The organism is Kitasatospora sp. P5_F3 (assembly GCF_054049135.1).
Genome location: NZ_JBFUMY010000022.1, coordinates 1 through 18328, shown reverse-complemented (window position 1 = coordinate 18328; position 18328 = coordinate 1). Strand labels below are relative to the sequence as shown.

At 72.6% G+C, this 18328-nt stretch carries 18 protein-coding genes and 1 tRNA gene; 8 read left to right on the top strand and 11 right to left on the bottom strand.

Features of this window, described 5'->3' with window-relative positions:
* Window positions 1–12: 12 nt before the first annotated feature.
* The 4 genes from ACXJMZ_RS15760 to ACXJMZ_RS15745 form a co-directional block, all read right to left on the bottom strand.
* The gene (locus ACXJMZ_RS15760; RefSeq protein WP_457030661.1) at window positions 13–870 is read right to left on the bottom strand and encodes a YhjD/YihY/BrkB family envelope integrity protein; all 858 of its coding nucleotides are present in this window, start codon (window positions 868–870) and stop codon (window positions 13–15) included.
* 128 nt (window positions 871–998) lie between these two features.
* Window positions 999–1763, bottom strand: coding sequence for a polyprenol monophosphomannose synthase (locus ACXJMZ_RS15755; protein ID WP_457030660.1), 765 nt, complete (start codon window positions 1761–1763; stop codon window positions 999–1001).
* Between the two features lie 2 nt (window positions 1764–1765).
* On the bottom strand, window positions 1766–3256 hold the full coding sequence (locus ACXJMZ_RS15750; RefSeq protein ID WP_457030659.1) for a glycosyltransferase family 39 protein: 1491 nt from the start codon (window positions 3254–3256) through the stop codon (window positions 1766–1768).
* 105 nt (window positions 3257–3361) lie between these two features.
* Window positions 3362–4798 (bottom strand): carboxyl transferase domain-containing protein, encoded by a 1437-nt coding sequence (locus ACXJMZ_RS15745; RefSeq protein ID WP_457030658.1) that lies wholly within the window; start codon window positions 4796–4798, stop codon window positions 3362–3364.
* Window positions 4799–4870: 72 nt separating this feature from the next.
* Here ACXJMZ_RS15745 and ACXJMZ_RS15740 point away from each other — a divergent pair, with 72 nt between their 5' ends.
* Window positions 4871–5848, top strand: coding sequence for a phosphotransferase family protein (locus ACXJMZ_RS15740; RefSeq protein WP_457030657.1), 978 nt, complete (start codon window positions 4871–4873; stop codon window positions 5846–5848).
* Here the strand turns inward: ACXJMZ_RS15740 and ACXJMZ_RS15735 are convergent.
* The gene (locus tag ACXJMZ_RS15735) at window positions 5817–6371 is read right to left on the bottom strand and encodes a phosphatase PAP2 family protein (RefSeq protein ID WP_457030656.1); all 555 of its coding nucleotides are present in this window, start codon (window positions 6369–6371) and stop codon (window positions 5817–5819) included. The genes ACXJMZ_RS15740 and ACXJMZ_RS15735 overlap by 32 nt on opposite strands.
* Window positions 6372–6442: 71 nt before the next feature.
* Complete coding sequence (locus ACXJMZ_RS15730; protein WP_457030655.1) at window positions 6443–7744, bottom strand: diacylglycerol/lipid kinase family protein; 1302 nt, start codon at window positions 7742–7744, stop codon at window positions 6443–6445.
* Between the two features lie 187 nt (window positions 7745–7931).
* On the opposite strand from ACXJMZ_RS15730, the gene ACXJMZ_RS15725 reads away from it, so the two are divergent.
* The 5 genes from ACXJMZ_RS15725 (at window position 7932) to ACXJMZ_RS15705 (ending at window position 10582) form a co-directional block, all read left to right on the top strand.
* On the top strand, window positions 7932–8420 hold the full coding sequence (locus ACXJMZ_RS15725) for a hypothetical protein (protein ID WP_457030654.1): 489 nt from the start codon (window positions 7932–7934) through the stop codon (window positions 8418–8420).
* 118 nt (window positions 8421–8538) lie between these two features.
* On the top strand, window positions 8539–8877 hold the full coding sequence (locus ACXJMZ_RS15720; RefSeq protein ID WP_457030653.1) for a DM13 domain-containing protein: 339 nt from the start codon (window positions 8539–8541) through the stop codon (window positions 8875–8877).
* 179 nt (window positions 8878–9056) lie between these two features.
* Window positions 9057–9866, top strand: a complete 810-nt coding sequence (locus ACXJMZ_RS15715) for an alpha/beta fold hydrolase (RefSeq protein WP_457030652.1) — start codon at window positions 9057–9059, stop codon at window positions 9864–9866.
* A 151-nt stretch (window positions 9867–10017) separates the two neighbouring features.
* A tRNA-Arg gene (locus ACXJMZ_RS15710) sits at window positions 10018–10090 on the top strand.
* A 120-nt stretch (window positions 10091–10210) separates the two neighbouring features.
* Window positions 10211–10582, top strand: a complete 372-nt coding sequence (locus ACXJMZ_RS15705; RefSeq protein ID WP_457030651.1) for a YrdB family protein — start codon at window positions 10211–10213, stop codon at window positions 10580–10582.
* Between the two features lie 13 nt (window positions 10583–10595).
* Here the strand turns inward: ACXJMZ_RS15705 and ACXJMZ_RS15700 are convergent, their stop codons facing one another.
* The 3 genes from ACXJMZ_RS15700 to ACXJMZ_RS15690 form a co-directional block, all read right to left on the bottom strand.
* The gene (locus ACXJMZ_RS15700; RefSeq protein WP_457030650.1) at window positions 10596–12449 is read right to left on the bottom strand and encodes an N-acetylmuramoyl-L-alanine amidase; all 1854 of its coding nucleotides are present in this window, start codon (window positions 12447–12449) and stop codon (window positions 10596–10598) included.
* Between the two features lie 161 nt (window positions 12450–12610).
* Window positions 12611–14575, bottom strand: coding sequence for a murein biosynthesis integral membrane protein MurJ (gene murJ, locus ACXJMZ_RS15695; protein ID WP_457030649.1), 1965 nt, complete (start codon window positions 14573–14575; stop codon window positions 12611–12613).
* Window positions 14576–14879: 304 nt separating this feature from the next.
* The gene (locus ACXJMZ_RS15690) at window positions 14880–15770 is read right to left on the bottom strand and encodes a phosphatase PAP2 family protein (RefSeq protein WP_457030648.1); all 891 of its coding nucleotides are present in this window, start codon (window positions 15768–15770) and stop codon (window positions 14880–14882) included.
* Window positions 15771–16116: 346 nt separating this feature from the next.
* On the opposite strand from ACXJMZ_RS15690, the gene ACXJMZ_RS15685 reads away from it, so the two are divergent.
* Together ACXJMZ_RS15685 and ACXJMZ_RS15680 are read left to right on the top strand one after the other, a co-directional pair.
* Complete coding sequence (locus ACXJMZ_RS15685; protein ID WP_457030647.1) at window positions 16117–17088, top strand: sigma-70 family RNA polymerase sigma factor; 972 nt, start codon at window positions 16117–16119, stop codon at window positions 17086–17088.
* Window positions 17089–17219: 131 nt separating this feature from the next.
* Window positions 17220–17411, top strand: a complete 192-nt coding sequence (locus tag ACXJMZ_RS15680; protein WP_457030646.1) for a hypothetical protein — start codon at window positions 17220–17222, stop codon at window positions 17409–17411.
* Window positions 17412–17460: 49 nt separating this feature from the next.
* On the opposite strand, the gene mscL is transcribed toward ACXJMZ_RS15680, so the two are convergent.
* The gene (mscL, locus tag ACXJMZ_RS15675; protein WP_457030645.1) at window positions 17461–17877 is read right to left on the bottom strand and encodes a large conductance mechanosensitive channel protein MscL; all 417 of its coding nucleotides are present in this window, start codon (window positions 17875–17877) and stop codon (window positions 17461–17463) included.
* 71 nt (window positions 17878–17948) lie between these two features.
* Window positions 17949–18239, bottom strand: a complete 291-nt coding sequence (locus ACXJMZ_RS15670; protein ID WP_457030644.1) for a hypothetical protein — start codon at window positions 18237–18239, stop codon at window positions 17949–17951.
* Window positions 18240–18328 lie beyond the last annotated feature (89 nt).

Below are 18328 nucleotides of genomic sequence, written 5' to 3'. Positions count from 1 at the left end.
GGGGAGCCCCGGTCAGTCCTTGCTGCCCCAGGTGCCCGGTTCGGTGCGGGTGCCGAGGTGGCGGGCGACCTGGGGATCCTCGGCCACCACGCGGCCCAGGGCGATCGCCAGGGTGATGGCGGTGAACATGACGATCAGCCAGGACAGCGAGGTGAACACCACCCCGTACGGGCCGAACTTGGTGATGCTGCGGGAGACCGCGCTGGGCAGGTAGACCTGGGCGGCGATGCCGAGGCCGGTCATGGCGATGCCGGCCAGCACGGCGCCGGGGAGCAGCGGGTACCAGCGGACCCGGCTGCCGAGCAGCAGGTGCTGGGTCCACCACCAGAGGGCGGTGGCGAGCAGCAGGAAGAGCGGCAGCCCCAGCCAGGCCCCGGCGCCGAAGCCGTCGCGGACCGGGGCCTGGAAGACCAGCACGACCAGCCAGACCACCAGCCAGGCGAGCCAGCGCCAGGCGGCCACCCGGGTGCCGGACTTGGGCACCTCCCAGCAGCGTTCGCAGACCCGCTGCATGGCCCGGCTGAGTGCGGTCGCGGAGAGCAGGGTGACCAGGGCGCCGATCAGCCCGAAGCTCTGCGCCACGTCGTCGTGGCCGGCCGACATCAGCTGCTGGACCTGCTGCTGGGCGTCGCCCTTGATGCCCAGCTGGTCCCGGAGCGAGCCGACCACGTTGTCCCGGACGCTGCTGGGGGCGAACACGGCGACCACGAAGAGGGCGGGCAGGGCACTGAGGAAGGCCTGGGCGGCCAACCGGGTCGCGCTGTCCAGCAGGTTGACCCGGACGAGCTGCCCGACCGCCCGGCCGACGATCGGCACCCGGTCGGGCAGGCCCTTCGCGGTCGCGGCCAGGGCGGCGAGCCTGCTCCTCATCCGGGCCCACCGGCCGGGCTCCTGCTGAGTCCGAGTCAGCGACTCTGTCACGCGAACCTCCGAGGTGGCCCTTGGGCCTCCATCCTCACCCGGAAGCAGCGGCCCCGCATGCGGGGCCTGACGCGCCGTTACCTCCGCCCGCGCAGCCTGTCGAGCCGGGCGGTGACGCCCCAGGCGGTGACCCGCCAGAGGGCCTCCAGCACGATGCTGCGGCTCATCTTGGAGGCACCCAGCTCGCGCTCCACGAAGGTGATCGGCACCTCCGCCACCTTGTAACCGGCCTTGACGGTCCGCCAGGCCAGGTCCACCTGGAAGCAGTACCCGGCCGAGGCGACGTGCTCCATCCCGAGCCCCTCCAGCGTCTCCCGCCGGAACGCCCGGTACCCACCCGTCACGTCCCGGATCGGGACGTCCAGCATCAGGCGCGAGTACAGCGAACCGCCGCGGGAGAGCAGCAGCCGCGAACGCGGCCAGTTCACCACCGCGCCACCGGGGACCCAGCGCGAACCCAGCACCAGGTCCGCACTCCGCAGCGCGGTCAGCAGCCGGGGGAGTTCCTCCGGCCGGTGCGAACCGTCGGCGTCCATCTCGACCAGGACCCGGTACCCGCGCTCGATCCCCCACCGGAACCCCGCCAGGTAGGCAGCCCCCAGACCCTCCTTGCCCTTGCGGTGCAGCACGTGCACCTGGCTGTCGGCGCCCGCCAGCTTGTCGGCGATGTCCCCGGTGCCGTCCGGGCTGTTGTCGTCCGCCACCAGGACGTGGACCTCGGGCACCGCGGTCCGGACCCGGGAGACGATCCGCTCGACGTTCTCCGCCTCGTTGTACGTCGGAATGATCACGAGCACCTCACCGAGATCGGCGAAGGGACTCTCCTGGTCGGCCGTGGTCACGTCTATGCCTTTCTCACCAGCAGTGACACCGTCAGACCCGGCAGGCGCTGGATCCGCGGCGGAACGAACGTGTGCTGCAGGGCCTCGATCTGGTCGCCAGGCAGGCCCTCGTACGGGTTCTCGCCCGTGCCGATGGTAACGACCCAGGTCCGGGGCGCGTGACCGACGCAGCGGTCGGCCACCGGGCAGGGGACGGCGTGCAGGTCGTCGGCCCGGACGGCGTCGCGCTCGACGAACATCGGGACCGGGCGGACCGGGTCCGGCAGGTAGAAGGAGATCCCGGGGCCGACCATCGCCCAGGCCTGGTCGCCACCGGGCGCGACGATCCCGTCGCCCGGCCGGTAGCCCGCCGCGATCACGGCGGCCGCGCCCGAGAAGTCCCGGTGGCCGTGGGAGAGGAGGGTGCGCTGTTGGAGCTGTCGCGGCGCGCCGAGCACCAGCGGGACGGCGATCAGGACCAGCGCGGCGGTGACGGCCAGCGGACGGGGCGTCAGGCGGCCCAGCAGAGCGGCCACGGCGGCGACGCCGCCACCGGCCAGCCCGGCCAGCGCGGGCACCGTGAAGAGCAGGTAGCGCTCGGTGAAGTACGAGGTGGTGCCCTGCGAGGCCACCCAGACCACCAGCACAGGCAGTACGGCCAGCAGCAGCGCCTGCACCGCGCCGCGGGCGAACCGGGGGTGCAGCAGCGCGAGCAGGGCGAGTCCGGTGAAGACGTACATCTCCCGGTCCGGGGCCAGCAGGGTGTGCCAGAAGTAGCGCAGGTCGTGCACCGTGGGGGTGGGCAGCCAGCCGAGCTGACGGGCCGACTGCCGCCCGCCGTAGACGGCCACCGGTACGGCCGGGACCAGTGCGGCCAGCACGGCCAGGGCGAACTGCCCGAGCAACCGGCCGGCGCCGCGCTCCCGGCGGTGGCTCCACCACCGGGCGAGCACCAGGGGCAGCTGGCCGGCCAGGCTGCTCAGCGAGACCAGGTGGAAGCAGCCGGCCACCGCCATCGCCAGCGCGTAGAGGGCCCAGCGGCCCACCCCGGGCCGGTCCAGTGCCCGGAGCAGCAGCCAGCAGGCCGCCGCCACCGCGCAGGTCACCACGGCGTAGCTGCGGGCCTCCTGGGCGAACCGGGAGACCAGCGGGACGGTGGCCGCCAGCAGCCCGGCGGCCAGCCCGGCCGTCCGGCTGTCGAAGAGCCGCTGCGCGGTGAGCGCGGTGAAGGCGGCCGCCCCGGCCATGGCCAGCACGGAGGGCATCCGGAGGCTGAGCACCGAGTCGCCGAACACCTCGGTCCAGAAGTGCAGCAGGACGTAGTAGGCGCCGTTGCTGGCGTCGACGTTCGCCAGTATCCCGAGCAGCCGGCCGAGGTCGCGGGTGGCGGCGCTCCAGCTGGCGATCTCGTCCCGCCACAGCTCCGGACGGGCGATCCCGAGCAGGCCGACCAGCAGCATGGCCAGGGCAGGCCACAGCCAGACGCTGCGCAGGAGTGCTCGGACGTGACTCAAAATCTGATAATCCATCAAAATAGGGACAAATCAGAATTCAGCCTAGCGCCCGAAGTGGCGCCCGGACGAGTCGGTCGAAGAGTCTCCGGCCCACGGCCGGCCGGTTCAGCCGCCTCCCAGTCGTCGGTTGCGCAGTCGTCGGTCGGCGTGTCGCTGTTCGGCCGGACGGCCCGTCAACTCACCCAGGGCGACGCCGATTTCCCGGGCCACCCGGTCGGCGAAGGCCGCCGGCTCCTCGGCGGCGTCCGGTCGCTCGGGTACGACCCGGTCCACCAGGCCGGCCGTCACCAGATCGGCGGCGCCGATCCCCTGTGACCGGGCCAGCTCGGGTGCGTGCGCGCCGTCCCGGTGCATGATCGCCGAGGCGCCCTCGGGGGGCAGCGGGGCGAGCCAGCCGTGTTCGGCCGCTAGCACCAGGTCGGCGGGCAGCAGGGCCAGCGCGCCGCCGCCCGAGCCCTGGCCCAGCAGCACCGAGAGCACGGGGGTACGGAGTGCCACCAGGGTGCTCAGACAGCGGGCGATCTCCACTGCCAGGCCGTCGAGTTCGGCCTGGGCGGAGAGTTCGGCCCCGGTGGTGTCCACCAGGGTGACCAGCGGCAGCCCGAGCTGCTCGGCGATCCGCGCCGTCCGCCGGACCGCGCGCAGGTCGGCGGCGGTGAACGGCCGCTCCGCGCCCGGACGTTGACCGACCAGCACGGCCGGTTGCCCGTCGAACCGGACCAGCGCCCGCGCCAACGCCCGGTCCGGGGTGGCCAGTTCCAGCCGTCCCGGGTCGGCCGCCGCCAGCACCGCGTCCGTCCCCGGCCGCCCAGGCAGGCGGCTGCGGCCGACCGACGCCCAGGCGTCGGCCGGTGCCGGGGAGTGGGCGGGCGCCGCCTCGGGGGCCGGTCCGGCCGGATCGGACAGCACCGCGAGCGCCCGGCCGACCGTCTCGGCCAGCCGCTCGGGCGCCACCACCGCGTCGACCAGGCCGCGCTCGGCCAGCGTCTCGGCGAGCTGGACCTCGGCGGGCAACTCGACTCCGCGCAGCTCCTGGTGGGCCCGGGGGCCGAGGAAGCCGAGCCGGGCCCCCGGCTCCGCCAGCACCAGGTGGCCGAGGGTGCCCCAGGAGGCGAACACCCCGCCCATGGTGGGGTTCCGCAGATAGGTCAGATAAGGCAGCCCGGCCTCCTGATGGGCCAGCACGGCGGCGGAGATCCGCACCATGCAGAGGAAGGCCGCCGTGCCCTCCTGCATCCGGGTGCCGCCGGAGACCGGCAGCGCCAGCAGCGGCAGCCGCTCGGCGGTGGCCCGCTCCACCGCCCTGGTGATCCGCTCGGCGGTGGCCACCCCGATCGAGCCGCCCAGGAAGCCGAACTCCGAGACCACCACCGCCACCGGCCGCCCCGCCAGCAGGCCCCGACCGGTGGTCACCGCCTCGTCCAGGCCGGTCCGTGCGCTGGCCCGCTCCAGCGCCGCTCCGTACGCCGGGTCGGCCCCGTCGTAGTGGACCGGCTGGTCCCAGCAACTGAAACTCCCCTGGTCCAGCAGGAGTTCGATCATCCGATCCGCCGTCAACTCACCCTCCCGGAAAGATCCGTCATCGGGCTAACCCTGCCCGATAGGGTCGCCGCCATGGCTGCGGAAGAGCGTGTTGACGATCACTATTGGGCCGCCACCCGGGCCTGGGTCGCCTCGACCCTGGGGCCGGGGGAGCGGATCGGTGCGGCGGAGCGGCTGCGCGGGGGTTGGACCTCCGAGATGCGACGGCTGCGGATCGACCGGCCGGACGGCGGGCCCACCCATCTGGTGCTGCGCTCCTTCGTCCAGCCGTTCTTCCTGGAGCACGCGGAGGCGCTGCTCGGGCGGGAGGCCGAGGTGCTGACCCTGCTCGGCCCCACCGAGGTGCCCGCCGCCGCGCTGCACGCCGTGGATCCGGCGGGTCTGCACTGCGACCACCCCTCCCTGCTGATGGCCCTGCTGCCGGGCCAGGTGCGGCTGGACGACGACGGGGCCGGTCCCCGGGCGGAGCTGATGGCCCGCCAGCTGGTGGCGATCCACCGCACCGCCGTCACCACCCGCCCCCGGGCCTACCAGGCCTGGACCGGTCCCGAGCGGGTCCGGGTCCCCCGGGGCACCGGCCGCCCCGAGCTGTGGGAGCAGGCGGTGCGGCTGATCGACCGTGACCCGCCGCCCTACCGGGGCACCTTCCTGCACCGGGACTTCCACCCCGGCAACGTGCTGTTCAGCGGCACCGGCGAGGACCTGCGGATCAGCGGGGTGGTCGACTGGGTGGAGACCTCCTGGGGCCCGGCCGACCTGGACGTGGCGCACTGCTCCACCGCCCTGGCACTGCTGCACGGCCCGGCCGAGGGCCTGCGGTTCGCCGCTCGCTACACGGCCGCCGGCGGCACCCTCGACCCGGACCGGGAGGCCCACCTGTACTGGCGGCTGCTGGACGCCCTCGCCTACGCCCCCGACGCGGAGAAGGTGGCCACGCCCTGGCGTGAGCTGGGCCGCACCGACCTCACCCCGGCCCTGCTGACCGACCGCCTGGAGCACTACCTGGCGGGCCTGCTGCTCAGCCCCGGGGGAGGTGCCGGGCCAGCGTGATCCGGACCGCCGTGGCGGAGGCCACGCCGAGGAGTGCGCCGGCCATCACGTCGCCCGGGTAGTGGACGCCGGTGTGCACCCGGGAGTACGCCACGGTCGCCGCCAGCAGGCACAACGGCACTGCGGTCCGGGGCAGTTCGGCCCCCACCGCGACGGCGAAGGCGAAGGCCGAGGCCGAGTGCCCGGACGGGAACGAGGCCGAGGTGGGCATCGGCACGTGCCGGGCTTCGGGCACCAGCGCGCCGAGCCGGTCCGGCCGCTCCCGCCGCACCAGGTTCTTGCCGAGCAGGTTGGCGGCGGCCGAGGCGACCCCGATCGCGGCCACCCCGAGCAGGGCCGCCCGCCGGGTGGGCCCGCTGCGCAGCGCCAGCAGCCCGGCCAGCGCGAAGGAGATCTTCGAGTGGTTGGCGGTGTACGAGAGCCGCCGCATCGCACCGTCCAGCGAGGACGTCGGGGTGATCGCGATCGCGCCGTACACCGCCCGGTCCAGGGCCGCCAGATCCAGCACGATCGGTCCGGTCATCGGGCTACTCATCGATCGCCACTTCCCTTTTCCGCTCCGGTTCCGTCATCCTGTCGCACCGCCGCCCCGGGTCAGTGCCCCAGGGCCAGCCTGCCGACCTGTCGCCAGTCCCGCAGCGGGGCGMCGGCCGCCSCCCCGGGGCGGTCGCGCGGCACCAGCACCCGCAGGGCCCCCGGCCGGATCGCGCACCGGACCGGCGTCGGCAGCGTGAGCGCCTCGCCGTCCACCGCCACCGGGATGGTGTCGCTGTCGGCGGTCACGGTCACCTGCCGGGCCGTCAGTACCGTCATCCCCTGGGCCTGTTCGCCGCGCAGGGCCAGCTCGGCGGCCTGCGCCGGGCCGTCCACCCGCAGGCTCACCACCCCCAGCCTGCCACGGTCCAGCCGGGGGCGGCTGCCCGCGCCGAGCAGGTCACCGGTCTCGTACGGGTTGTTGCTGATCAGCAGCGCCTGAGGGTCTGTCAGCACGGTGTCGTCCGCCTGCACGGTCAGCCGGGCACCGGCCCGGTTGGCCAGCAGGTCGGGCAGGACACCGAGCGCGGTGGCGGCCTTGGCGTCCCGGTACTCCGGGCTCTGCACGATCTCCGCGTACGCGCCGAAGGAGACCGTGTTGACGAACGGGCGGCCGGCCACCGACCCGAGGTCGACGCTCAGCTCGACGCCGTCGGTGAGGGCGTCCAGGCAGCGGGCCGGGTCGGTCCGGTCCAGGCCGAGGTCCATCGCCAGGTGGTTCCGGGTGCCGGCCGAGATCACCAGGAACGGCAGCCGGTGCTCGGCGGCGACCGCCGCCACCAGGGCCTGGGTGCCGTCGCCGCCCGCGACGCCGAGCAGGTCGGCGCCGTCCCTGACGGCCTGTCGGGCCAGCTCGGTCACGTCCTGGTCGGTCAGCAGCAGGACCCGGGCGCCGAGCGCCTCGGCCTTCGCCACCAGGCCGAACTTCTCGACCTTGCCGCCGCCGGACCTCGGATTCATGATCAGCACCGGCCGGGCCGGCCGCGCGGCCGGGGTCTCCCGGACCGTCCGCTCCTTGCGGTCCTGCCGCAGCGCCCCCGCCGCGGCCGACACCGCGCCGGTCCAGAGCGCCACCGCCAGCAGGGAGGCCACGCCCATCCCGCTGTTCACCAGCAAGCCCAGCACCCAGACCGGCGCCGCCACCGCGAGCACCATCCCGAACACCCGGGTCGGCCCCCGGTGGGCCAGCACCCACCAGACCCCGGCGGCCGCCACGCCCAGCCCGATCAGCCCGGCGATCATCACCCCGATCCCGCGCAGCCCGACCAGGGTCACCAGCACCAGCACCGCCGCCCCGGCGCACCCGACCGCGACCCGCGCCAACCGCTGCGCCCGCATCGCACCCTCCACCGATCGACCCATTCCCGGCTCTCCTCCCGATCTTGCCCCAACCCCATCAGCCCCACCTGCCCGCCACGACGTCGGGGTGACACCTCGTCGGTTCCCGCCGCACCTGAATGGGCCTGGCCTGTGGCATCGCCCGGACTGCTGTGTCCAGGATGGCGGGACACCTCTGCCTGAAACACCGTCACCGACCGATCGGACCGCGATGACCGACCAGCACAACGTCGTCCTGCTCGCCTTCGCCGATGCCGAGGCCTGCCGCGCCGCGCTGGAGCAGGCCAAGCACCTGCCGGGCCTGCGGCAGGCGGCGGTGCTGGAGCGCTCGGCGGACGGCCTGCTGGAGATGGGTGACAGCTTCGCCCGGGGCGCGGGTGTGCCGACGGTCGGTACCGGCGTGGTCGGCGGGCTGATCGGGATGCTCGGCGGCCCGGTCGGCGCCTTCCTCGGCTTCGCGGCCGGGGCCGCGCTCGGCAACGCCGCCGAGCAGGAGCGGGGCGCGACCGGTGGCGCCGGTCTGATCGTGCTCGGGCCGAGGGTCGGGGACGGCACCGGGCTGCTGGTCCTGGACATCAAGGAGGAGGCCCCCGAGCCCGTCGACGGGTTCGCGGCCGAACACGGCGCGACCGTGGAACGCATCCCGGCCGACGACTTCGCCGAGCAGGTCAAGGCAGCCGAGGAAGCCGCCGACTCCTGAGCGCTTCGGCCGGCTGGGCGTCACAGTCCCGTAAGGAGCCGGGGTATGACCGGGGCTCGGCTCCTGTGGTGTGCTGGCGAGGCAGGCCAGTTACCTTCCCGAGCCCAGGAACCCTCAGGTGTCGAACCGTTCGTCAGCGCGCCGCGCGTCCCGCCCGTTGGTCGCGTTGCCGGCGGTCCTCGCGCTGACGGTCGGCGGGGCCGGTCTGGTGGAGGACCTGAAGACCTCGGAAGGACCCGATGTCCGGGTCTACCTCTCCGCCATGCCCGCCGCCGAGTCCAAGCTGGAGAACCTCGGTGGCGGCGCGGTCGAACTCGGGCGCCTCAAGGGCAACCTGGGCAGCCAGGACTACGTGGTACCGGCCGGTACGGACCTGTCCCGGATCCGTAGCGCGGTCATCTGGTGCCACCGGTTCGAGGTCGGCTTCGGGGCTGCGGACCTGGCCCGGTCCGCATAGCGTTCGCTCCGATCCCATTGCAACGCAAGGGCGGGCTCTCGTTGCATTTGGCTTGAGGCGGCCGCAACGATTTCCTGGCGTTTACCTGCGGGTATACCGTTTTTGAGCAATGAGCTTGTTGCCTGAATATGGAATGCAACGTAGCTTTTCCCTCGTTCGAAACAACGAGCCAGGAGAGCATGATGCAGAAGTTCGCCACCCCCGCATGGATCGGCATGGTGTCGATCGACGACACCGCACTGGCCGTGACCGACACCGGCGGCTCCGGCCGTCCCGTGGTCTACCTCAACGGCTCCTACGCCGACCAGTCGCACTGGCGGCGCGTCATCACCGAACTCGGCGGCGACTACCGGCACATCACCTACGACGAGCGCGCCCGCGGCAAGTCGAAGCGCGCCACGGACTACTCGTTCCAGGCGTGTCTGCGCGACCTCGACGCCGTCCTCACCGCCAGGGGCGTGGAACGACCGATCCTGGTGGGTTGGTCCTACGGCGCCATGCTCGCCGTGCACTGGGCCGCCCAGAACCCGGACCGCGCCCTCGGCGCGGTGTCCGTGGACGGAGCCCTGCCGCACGAGTGGCTCGACGATGCTGCCCGGGAACAGATCCGCAAGCTGTTCCGCAGGATGAGTCCGCTGTTCCCGATCGCCCGCCCGCTCGGCCTGGCCGCACGGATGAGCGCCGCGCAGCACGCCGAGATCAACATCGAGGCCAACGAGCTCTGCGCGCCCACTGCCCTCAACCCGGTCTTCGACCGTCTGACCGTCCCGGCCCGGTACGTGCTCGCCACCGGCGGAAACCTGGGCGGCGACGCCAAGTTGATGGAACAGATCCGCGCCAACCTGGACCCGGTGCTCGCCCGTAACCCGAACATCCGGGTCAGCGCAAAGGTCGCGAGCAACCACTCCAAGATCCTGCGCAAGGACTTCCGAGCCGTCGCCGACGCGGTACGCGAGCTCGCCGCCACCCACGCCCACACGGTCGGCTGATGCGAACTGAGGAGATCCCCGACAGCACGATCCGCTAGTCTGTCATCGGTCAGACGGTCATCCCGCAGTGGGAACGGTCGGCGGCGGCCTCACGGCAACCGTCCGAGTTCTCACACACCGTCTGACCTGGTGCTTGTCTCCACAGGCCCCCGCCTCATTAGCTCAGGGGATAGAGCACGGCTCTCCTAAAGCCGGTGTCGCAGGTTCGAATCCTGCATGGGGCACACCTGGCCAAGGGCCCCGGACCACTGCGGTTCGGGGCCCTTCCCCGTGCGTGGGGCGGACGCCGCAGTCGGTCCGGGTCCGTGCTCGTGCTCGTTCTTGCGACGAAGGATGGCAGCCGGATGAAGCTCCCGACCTCCCTGCACGTGGTCAACGAGGGCCTGGCCTTCGTCCTGGAACTGGCGGCGCTTGCCGTGCTCGCCTGGTGGGGGTGGCAGTTCCCCGACCCCACGGTGCTGCGGCTGCTCCTGGCGGTGGCCGCTCCTGCGGCGGCGGCCGTGCTGTGGGGGTTGTTCGCGGCGCCGAAGGCCCGGATACCGGTGCCGCTGCCGGGAGTTCTGGCCGTGAAGGCGCTGGTGTTCGGTGCTGCGGTGGCCGCCCTGTACGGCGTGGGCCGGCCCGGGTGGGCCGTTGTCTTCGCGGGCGTGGCGGTGGTGAACACCACCCTGGCGACCCTGGACCGGCGGGCCTGGATGCACCGGCGAAGCGACTGATGACGGGAGCCGGTCAGCCCGCAGGGTAGGTGGCGGCGGCGGTCAGCTCGACGTCGGTGGACTTCAGGAAGCCCAGCCGGTGGCCGTAGCGGACCGGGTAGTAGGTGTCCTCCCCGGTCACCACGGCCCGCACGCCGTCGACGTCGTAGAAGTTGTCGCCCTTGACCGGGGTGTCGCTGAGCAGGGTGTACTTCTGCCCGGCCGGGACGCTCACGTTCAGCGGGACGGGGCTGTGCAGGGCGGCGTCGTACGTCACACCGGGGTACCTGGCGTAGGCCGCCGGCTCCGGGAACGCCCGGCCGTACAGCGGGATGCTCGCGACACCGGCGCGCGGGGTGGCCACGTGCCGGCCGGGCCGGTTGTCGGCGGCGGCGTTCCGGCCGTCCGGGTTGTGGAACCAGCCCTGCACGCCGTCGTACCAGATCGCGGTCCAGTCGCCCTGCCGGTCGGCCACCACGTAGCTGCTCCCGGCGACCGCCTTGGCGCGGACGTCCGAGGCCGCAGTGGTGCCGCCGCTGATCAGCGGGGCCGCGGCGTCGGGGGAGGTGCGCAGGTGGACGAAGTTCTGCGGGTGCGGCCGGACTTCGGCCACCGGCGGCTGGTTGGTGGCGTCGAACGGCGGGGCGATGGTGACCACTCCGCCGACCGTCGGCGAACCACCGGTGGTGGCGCGGATCGGCGCGCCGACCAGGTCCATGTAGTGCGACCAGTCCCAGAAGGTGCCCGGGTCCCAGTGCATCGGCGGCACCGAGTCGATCGGCTTGGGGATCTCGTCGTGGCCGATGATGTGCTGCCGGTCCAGCGGGATGCCGTACTTCCCGGCCAGGTACCTGGTCAGCTCGGCCGAGGAGCGGTAGAGCTGCTCGGAGTACCAGGTCGGCCGCTTGTCGGGGTTCCGGCCGAGTGCGTAACCCTCGTGCTCCAGGCCGATGCTGTGCATGTTGAAGGTCCGGTTGCCGGTGTGCCAGGCGGTGTTCGCGGTGGCGACCAGCTGGGCGACCCGGCCGTCGCCGGCGCCGATCAGGTAGTGCGCGCTGGCCTCGGTGGCCGGGTCCTGGAAGGTCGAGACGGTGTCGTCGTACGACGCCTCGGTGTCGTGGATGACGATGTACTCGATCTGCTGACCGTCGGCCGGGCGGTCGGTGACCGCGTAGTTGGCATCGTCGGCCCAGGCACCCCGGCAGCTCAGGGTCGCCGGGCACTCCAGCTTGCCCGGCGTGGCGGAACGGGACCGCGCCGGGTGGTCCACGGCCGGCGCGGAGTCGGCGGGCGTGCTGACGGTCTGACCGTCCATGGTGGTCCTGGCCACGCCCTCGCGGACGGTCTCGAAGACCTGGTCGGCGAAGACGTTGCCACCTGCGGCGGGTGCGGTCCGGCTGAACCGGACCACCGCGTTGTACCAGGTCTCCGGTCCGGTGCCGAGCGAACCGCCGCTCTCCTTCTGGTACTTGGCGAGCAGCGCGGCGCCGCCCCGGATGCTCTGCTGGGGGCTGGTACGCAGCTGTTCGGCCGGGCGGCCGAGCAGCGCGGCCGCCTCGTCCAAGGTGTGCAGGGCCGGGTTGTAGGGACCGGGCAGGTCGACCTGGGTCAGACCCATCACGTTGTAGTCGCCGGTGGTGCTCGGCTCGCCGTTGTGGGACTCCCAGCGGGTCTGCTGGTAGGCGAGCGCCAGCAGCACGCTCTGCGGCACCTCGAACTCGGCGGCTGCGGCGGCGAACTGGCGCTGCCGGGTGTCGGAACCGGTCACCGGGGCGGCAGAGGCGGCGATCGAGAACAGCGCGAGCCCGGTGCTCGCCGCGACCACGGCGGCGGCGAAGCGGGCCGGGCGACCGGCGGGGCCCTGGCGCTTCCGGAGTACGACAGTCAACGGTGTCAGCAGACCCTCCCCGGTCCGATCCGGCCGCTGGACCGGTCTCGGCCGACGCTAACAGCTGGTCGGCCGTCCGCGAACGGCCGAGCGGCCTGGAGGTGTCACGGGTCTGTCACAAGCCGCGCCGGCACCGGGTCCTGACGGTGTGTCGGAAGTGGTCAGCGACGGTGCTTGCCGCCGCCGACCGCCGGCTCCGGGTAGGGGATCCGCAGCTTGCGGGCCAGCGGGGCGACCGCCGCACCCGCACCGAGCGGACGGGCCAGCAGCAGCACCGAGACCAGCACCGCGAGCGGACCGGCCGCCAGCGCCGCCAGTGCGGCGGGCACCCCGCCGCCCAGCGCCGAGTCGAGCTTGCCGGTCAGCCAGTACGCGGCGAGCGCGCCCGGGGCGCAGGCCAGCGCCAGCGTCAGGTGCAGGGCGACCAGCCGGCCGCCGTCCAGACCGCTGCGGACCCGGGGACGGCGGCCGGTACCGAGCTCGACGGTGGCGTCGGCGGGCAGCGGGGCCGCGACGGCGGCACCCTCCTTGCGCAACCGGCGGCCGAGCGCCCGCCCGGTGATGGCCGCGCTGATCAGCACCGCGACGGTGTGGGCGCCCGCCATCCCGACGATGATCCAGCGGCTCGGCAGCACCAGGTAGGCGACCCAGGAGAGCAGCACGTTGCTGCCGGAGGTGATCGTGGTGAGCCAGAACGGGGTCCTGGCGTCGCTCATCGCGTAGAAGCCCCGGGCCAGCGCGTACTGGGCGCAGAACGCCGGCAGGCCGAGCGCGAAGGCCATCAGGATCTGGGTGACCACGTCGATGTCCGCGTCCGACACGCCGGGCCCGTGCTTGTAGGCCAGGGCGGCGATCGGGCCGGCCAGCGACAGGAAGATCGCCGAGGCGGGGACGATCATCCCGGCCGAACTCCGCAGGGTCTGCGCCAGCTCGCGGCCGACGTCCTCGAACCGGCCGGCGGTGACCGAGCGGGACATGCCCGGCAGGATCGCGGTGACCAGGGAGACCGTGATGATGCCCTGCGGGACGATGAAGAGCAGGTAGGCGTTGTTGTACGGGGTGTAGCCCAGGCCCTGGGTCAGGCCGTCGTGCTTGGCCAGGGAGGCCGCGCCGGTGGCCAGGTTGGTGATCGCCATGAAGGCCAGCTGGGTGACCACCACCAGCAGCAGCGCCCAGCCGGCCGCCCGCAGCGGGGTGGTCAGACCGGAGCCGCGCCAGTCGAAGCGCGGGCGGTAGCGGAAGCCGGAGGCACGCAGCGAGGGCACCAGGGCCAGCGCCTGGACCAGGATGCCGAAGGCGCTGCCGAGCCCGAGCAGCATGGTCGCCCCGTCGGAGACGTCCCCGGCGTCCTTGGCGTGCACGAAGATCGCCAGGTAGAGGCTGAAGACCGCGATCACCACGACGTTGTTGAGCACCGGCGCCCACATCATCGCGCCGAACCTGTCGCGCGAGTTGAGCACCTGGCCGAGCAGCCCGAAGAAGCCGTAGAACAGGATGGCCGGCAGGCAGTACCTGGCCAGCGCGATGGTCAGGTCGCGCTGGACGGTGTCGCCGGGGCCGTAGGGGGTGTAGCTGTCGACGATCAGCGGGGCGCAGAAGAAGGCCACCGTGGTGATCGTGACCAGCACGACCCCACAGACCGTCAGCAGTCGGTTGGTGTAGGCGACACCCTTGTCCGCGTGCTGCTGCGCGGCGCGCACCAGCTCGGGGACGAAGACGGAGTTGAGCACGCCGCCGATCAGCATGATGAAGATCGTGTTCGGCAGCATGGTGGCCACCGCGTAGCCGTCGGCTATGAAGCCGGTGCCGAGCGCGGCGGTGATCACGCCGGCCCGGACGAAGCCGAGCGCGCGGGAGGTCAGCGAGCCGAGCGCCATGATCATGCCGTTGCGGGCGGTGGAGCCCGGCTTGGCCGCCTCGGCGGGCGGCGCCACGGTCGGAGGGACCGGGGGCAGCGGCGGGACCGGAGCGTACGGAAGGCGGGGGCTGGGCACCTGCCGGCCGAGCTGGACGGTCGGCTGGCCCGTGCCGGGCATCGCCTGGTCGTCGTCGGATATCTGACGCAGCGGCATGGTGGGCGGGTCGCCGTACGGGCCGGAGGGCCCGTCCGTCGTGTGCATGGTCATTCGCCCCCCGTCGCTCGGTGCCTGGGCAGTGGACGTGCGGTTGCTGTGCTGCGACTGCCCGGCCCGGCCGGGTGCAGGCACACCCGGCGGCAGCAGTCTGCCTCACTGCGGCACCTGGTGGGGAGATCCGTGCCTTGTGCCGGACATCTCCCGACCTGCGGGGAGACGGGTGGCCACCCGCCCCGAACTGCCGCGCGTGGGGTAGTTGATCCCGATTTTTCCGGTACCGACCGGGACTGATTCGGTTGGTGGGCCCCTGTCCCTTCCCTCCCGGTGCGATCCTCGAACGAGGATGTGACGCTTCTCACGGACCGTCAGCTCGGCGGGCGGGCTCCCGAAGCGGCTCGGGGGCGGGGTCTGCGGCGGGGTCCGCGGGGGCGGTGAAGGTCTGGTCGAAGCCGAGGTCGGGGTCGAGGTCCGGGTCCGGGGCGCCGGTGGCCAGTACGCGTTGGATCCGTGGCCTGGTCCGCCAGTCGACCCGGCGGACGTCCCGGGACAGGGCGCCGGGCTGCCACAGCTCGACGGCCAGCGTGACGGCGCCGACCACCAGGGCGGCGGTCAGCCAGCCGGCCAGCACGTCGCTCGGCCAGTGCACGCCGAGCGCGATCCTGGTCCAGCCGATCGCGAGCACGGCGAGCGAGGCGGCGGTGCAGGCCACCGCCCGGCCGGCCCGGTTGGCCCGGGGCCAGACCAGGATCACCAGTGCGGCACAGGTGATGGCGGAGGCGAGGGCATGGCCGGACGGGAGCGAGTACCCGTCGGCCTGGGCGACCTGGATGGGGAAGTGCGGCCGTTCCCGGCCCAGGACGTTCTTGCCGAGCCAGCTGGCCAGCCAGCCGGTCAGTATCAGGGCGGCGGCCCAGCCGCCGAGGGTGCGGGCGCCGATCGCCCAGAGCCAGACCGCCGCCAGGCCGAGCAGCACCCGCATGGTGATGGTGCTGCCGATGTCGGCGAGGGTCTGCATGGCCGCCGTCCAGATGTTGTGCCGGACCGCGTAGCCGTGCAGCGAGTTCACCCAGCCATGGTCGAGCCGGGCCAGCGGGCCCCAGTGGGCCGTCACCAGGGCCAGCAGGACACCGAGCAGTGCGGCGGAGCCGAACGCCAGGGCCGAGCAGATCAGCAGTCGCTGCCGTCGGCGGACGGCGGAGGCGGCCGACCCGGGATCGGCGCGGGTGCCGTCGATGGGCGGGTACATGGCTGACACCTTCCCAGGGCGAGTAATGGATCCGGCCCCGGAGCGATAGCGATTTGGCATCTTTTGTGCGGAGAAGCTGCGGATGGGTGCCGTCGTTCGTTGACGGAGTGCCGAAAGTCCGCCCAGTACTCCCGGTTGTCGTGATGTCACCAAGCGTTCATGATCGCGGGTGAAAAGTCGCAGGATACTGCATCGGAAGAAGAAACTGGGTGAGTTGGGAATGTTGTCCGATTTCTGTGCGTTGGATCGTTACGTGTGAGCCTCTCCGAGGCCCGCATCTCTTTGCCCCGGCTCACACCTGGCGGGGCGGGATCCGAAGACCGGCACCAGCAGCAAGGGAGCAAGCATGGCCACTCGTGCCGTCGTTCGCGACAGGGCCGACCGGAGTCGCGCGGCCCGCCCGAACAACCTTGAGGCCGACCGCGACCTTGTCGGTATGTACCTCGACGAGATCGCCAGGACGCCGCTGCTCGACGCCGCCGAGGAGGTCGAGCTCTCGCTGCGGATCGAGGCCGGTGTCTACGCCCAGCACCTGTTGGACCAGCCGCCGCTGCCCAAAGGCACGAAGCGGGCGGAGCTGGAGGCGATAGCCGAGGACGCCGAGCGCGCCAAGGACGTCTTCATCAGGTCGAACCTCCGACTGGTGGTGGCGGTGGCCAGGCGTTACCCGCGCAGCGGTCTCCCGCTGCTCGACCTGATCCAGGAAGGGAACGCCGGCCTGGTCCGGGCGGTCGAGAAGTTCGACTACGCGAAGGGGTTCAAGTTCTCCACCTACGCGACCTGGTGGATTCGGCAGGCGATCACCCGGTCGATCGCCGACCAGTCCCGCACCATCCGGCTCCCCGTCCACCTGGTGGAGGAGCTCGGCCGGATCCGGCGGGTGCAGCGCGAGAAGGCGAAGGAGTTGGGCCGCGAGCCCGACCCGGCGGAGGTCGCCGCCGAGCTGGACACCACGGAGCAGCGCGTCAAGGACGTGCTGGACTGGGCCCGTGACCCGGTCAGTCTGAACATGGCGGTGGACGACGAGGGCGAAACCCAGTTCGGTGACCTGGTGGAGGACACCGGCGCGGTCTCGCCGGAGGACGCCGTGATGGTGATGCTCCGTCGGGAGGAGCTGGACGATCTGATCGGCCGGCTGGACGACCGGACGGCTTCGATCATCCGGTCCCGGTACGGGATGGAGGACGGCCGTGAGCGGACGCTCACCGAGGTGGGCAAGCAGCACGGGCTGACCAGGGAACGGATCCGCCAGATCGAGAAGCACGCACTGGCGGAGCTCAAGAAGATCGCCGACCACGCGGGCTTCGAAGCCGCCTGAGCCGGTGCGGCAGTACACGGACCCTGTCCGGGCTTCGGCCCCGGCGGGGTCCGTTGCCGTTGCGGCCTAGGGCTCGTGAGACGGGCCCTAGGCTTGAGGGAGCAGTCGGGCGAGTGAGAGGGAGTGGCGTGGTGCCGGAGCAGCAGCCCGAGCAGCAGAAGCCGGAGCAGGAACCGAAGCCGAAGCCGAAGCTGGTCTTCGAGGACCCCTTCGACCGGCAGACCAGCGACGACACCGACCAGGGCTGGGGCGGTGCCGGGGAGAGCGCAGGGCGCGGGATCGACTGGTACCGGAGTCAGCGGCCGCCGCACCACGGGGGGTAGCAGGGCGGCGGCCGGGCGTGCGGTGGACCGTGAGCGGACTGCGGGTGGGTCAGCGCTGGCGGACCAGGGCGTCGCGGATCTCGGTGAGCAGCTGAACCTCCTTGGCCTCCGCCTCGGCGGCCTCCTCGAGCGGGGTCTTGCGCTTGGCCATCAGGTGCTTCATCGGGACGATCAGTGCGAAGTAGACCACCGCCGCGGTGATCAGGAAGGTGAGCACGGCGCTGAGCACCGATCCCCACAGGATGAAGATGCCGGAGGTGACCTTCCCGTCGGCGTCCACCTCGCAGGGGCCCTTCAGGCAGGACGAGTAGGACGACAGGTCTTTGGTGCCGAACACCCCGACCAGCGGGTTGATGACGCCGTCGACGAAAGCGTTGATGACCTTGGTGAAAGCCGCGCCGATGACGAAGGCGACGGCGAGGTCGATGACATTGCCGCGGAGCAGGAATTCCTTGAAGCCCTTCATGCCGCGCTGAACGAGGCCGGGCCGGATCGGTCACGGGTGATCTTCGCGGCGCGGAGTTGACGCTCCGTCGACTAGGAGGGCGGAGCCGTGCCGGGGCAGCGGGGTGCGCTGACGGCCTCGGCCGCCACGGCGGGGGACGAGGCCGGGGGTGGTGAGCCGGGGCGGAGCGGGCCGGCGGCGAGGGCGGTGGCTGCGGCCAGCAGGCTGGTGGCGAGCAGGCCCGGGCGGTGGCGGACGGCCCGCTGGAGCCGGTGCCGGCCGCCGGAGCCGCGGCGGATCGGTGGGAAGACCGGGACCACCTGGCGGGGCGGGACCGATGAGATCGCGCTGGGCGCTGTGGCGCGGGCGTGCAGGGTGGTCATGGGGCACCGCCTCTGATCGGGACGCATCGTCCGGGGAACGTCGCGGGATCAGCGTGCGGCCGGGCCGGAGGCGGTGGTGGAGCGAGGCA

What these genes read in the sequence shown, in the direction of transcription:
- ACXJMZ_RS15690 (WP_457030648.1), bottom strand. Translation starts at nt 15,770, where the DNA reads ATGTACCCGCCCATCGACGGCACCCGCGCCGATCCCGGGTCGGCCGCC.
- murJ (WP_457030649.1), bottom strand. Translation starts at nt 14,575, where the DNA reads ATGACCATGCACACGACGGACGGGCCCTCCGGCCCGTACGGCGACCCG.
- ACXJMZ_RS15745 (WP_457030658.1), bottom strand. Translation starts at nt 4,798, where the DNA reads ATGATCGAACTCCTGCTGGACCAGGGGAGTTTCAGTTGCTGGGACCAG.
- ACXJMZ_RS15760 (WP_457030661.1), bottom strand. Translation starts at nt 870, where the DNA reads ATGAGGAGCAGGCTCGCCGCCCTGGCCGCGACCGCGAAGGGCCTGCCC.
- ACXJMZ_RS15725 (WP_457030654.1), top strand. Translation starts at nt 7,932, where the DNA reads ATGACCGACCAGCACAACGTCGTCCTGCTCGCCTTCGCCGATGCCGAG.
- mscL (WP_457030645.1), bottom strand. Translation starts at nt 17,877, where the DNA reads ATGAAGGGCTTCAAGGAATTCCTGCTCCGCGGCAATGTCATCGACCTC.
- ACXJMZ_RS15740 (WP_457030657.1), top strand. Translation starts at nt 4,871, where the DNA reads ATGGCTGCGGAAGAGCGTGTTGACGATCACTATTGGGCCGCCACCCGG.
- ACXJMZ_RS15685 (WP_457030647.1), top strand. Translation starts at nt 16,117, where the DNA reads ATGGCCACTCGTGCCGTCGTTCGCGACAGGGCCGACCGGAGTCGCGCG.
- ACXJMZ_RS15735 (WP_457030656.1), bottom strand. Translation starts at nt 6,371, where the DNA reads ATGACCGGACCGATCGTGCTGGATCTGGCGGCCCTGGACCGGGCGGTG.
- ACXJMZ_RS15670 (WP_457030644.1), bottom strand. Translation starts at nt 18,239, where the DNA reads ATGACCACCCTGCACGCCCGCGCCACAGCGCCCAGCGCGATCTCATCG.
- ACXJMZ_RS15715 (WP_457030652.1), top strand. Translation starts at nt 9,057, where the DNA reads ATGATGCAGAAGTTCGCCACCCCCGCATGGATCGGCATGGTGTCGATC.
- ACXJMZ_RS15705 (WP_457030651.1), top strand. Translation starts at nt 10,211, where the DNA reads ATGAAGCTCCCGACCTCCCTGCACGTGGTCAACGAGGGCCTGGCCTTC.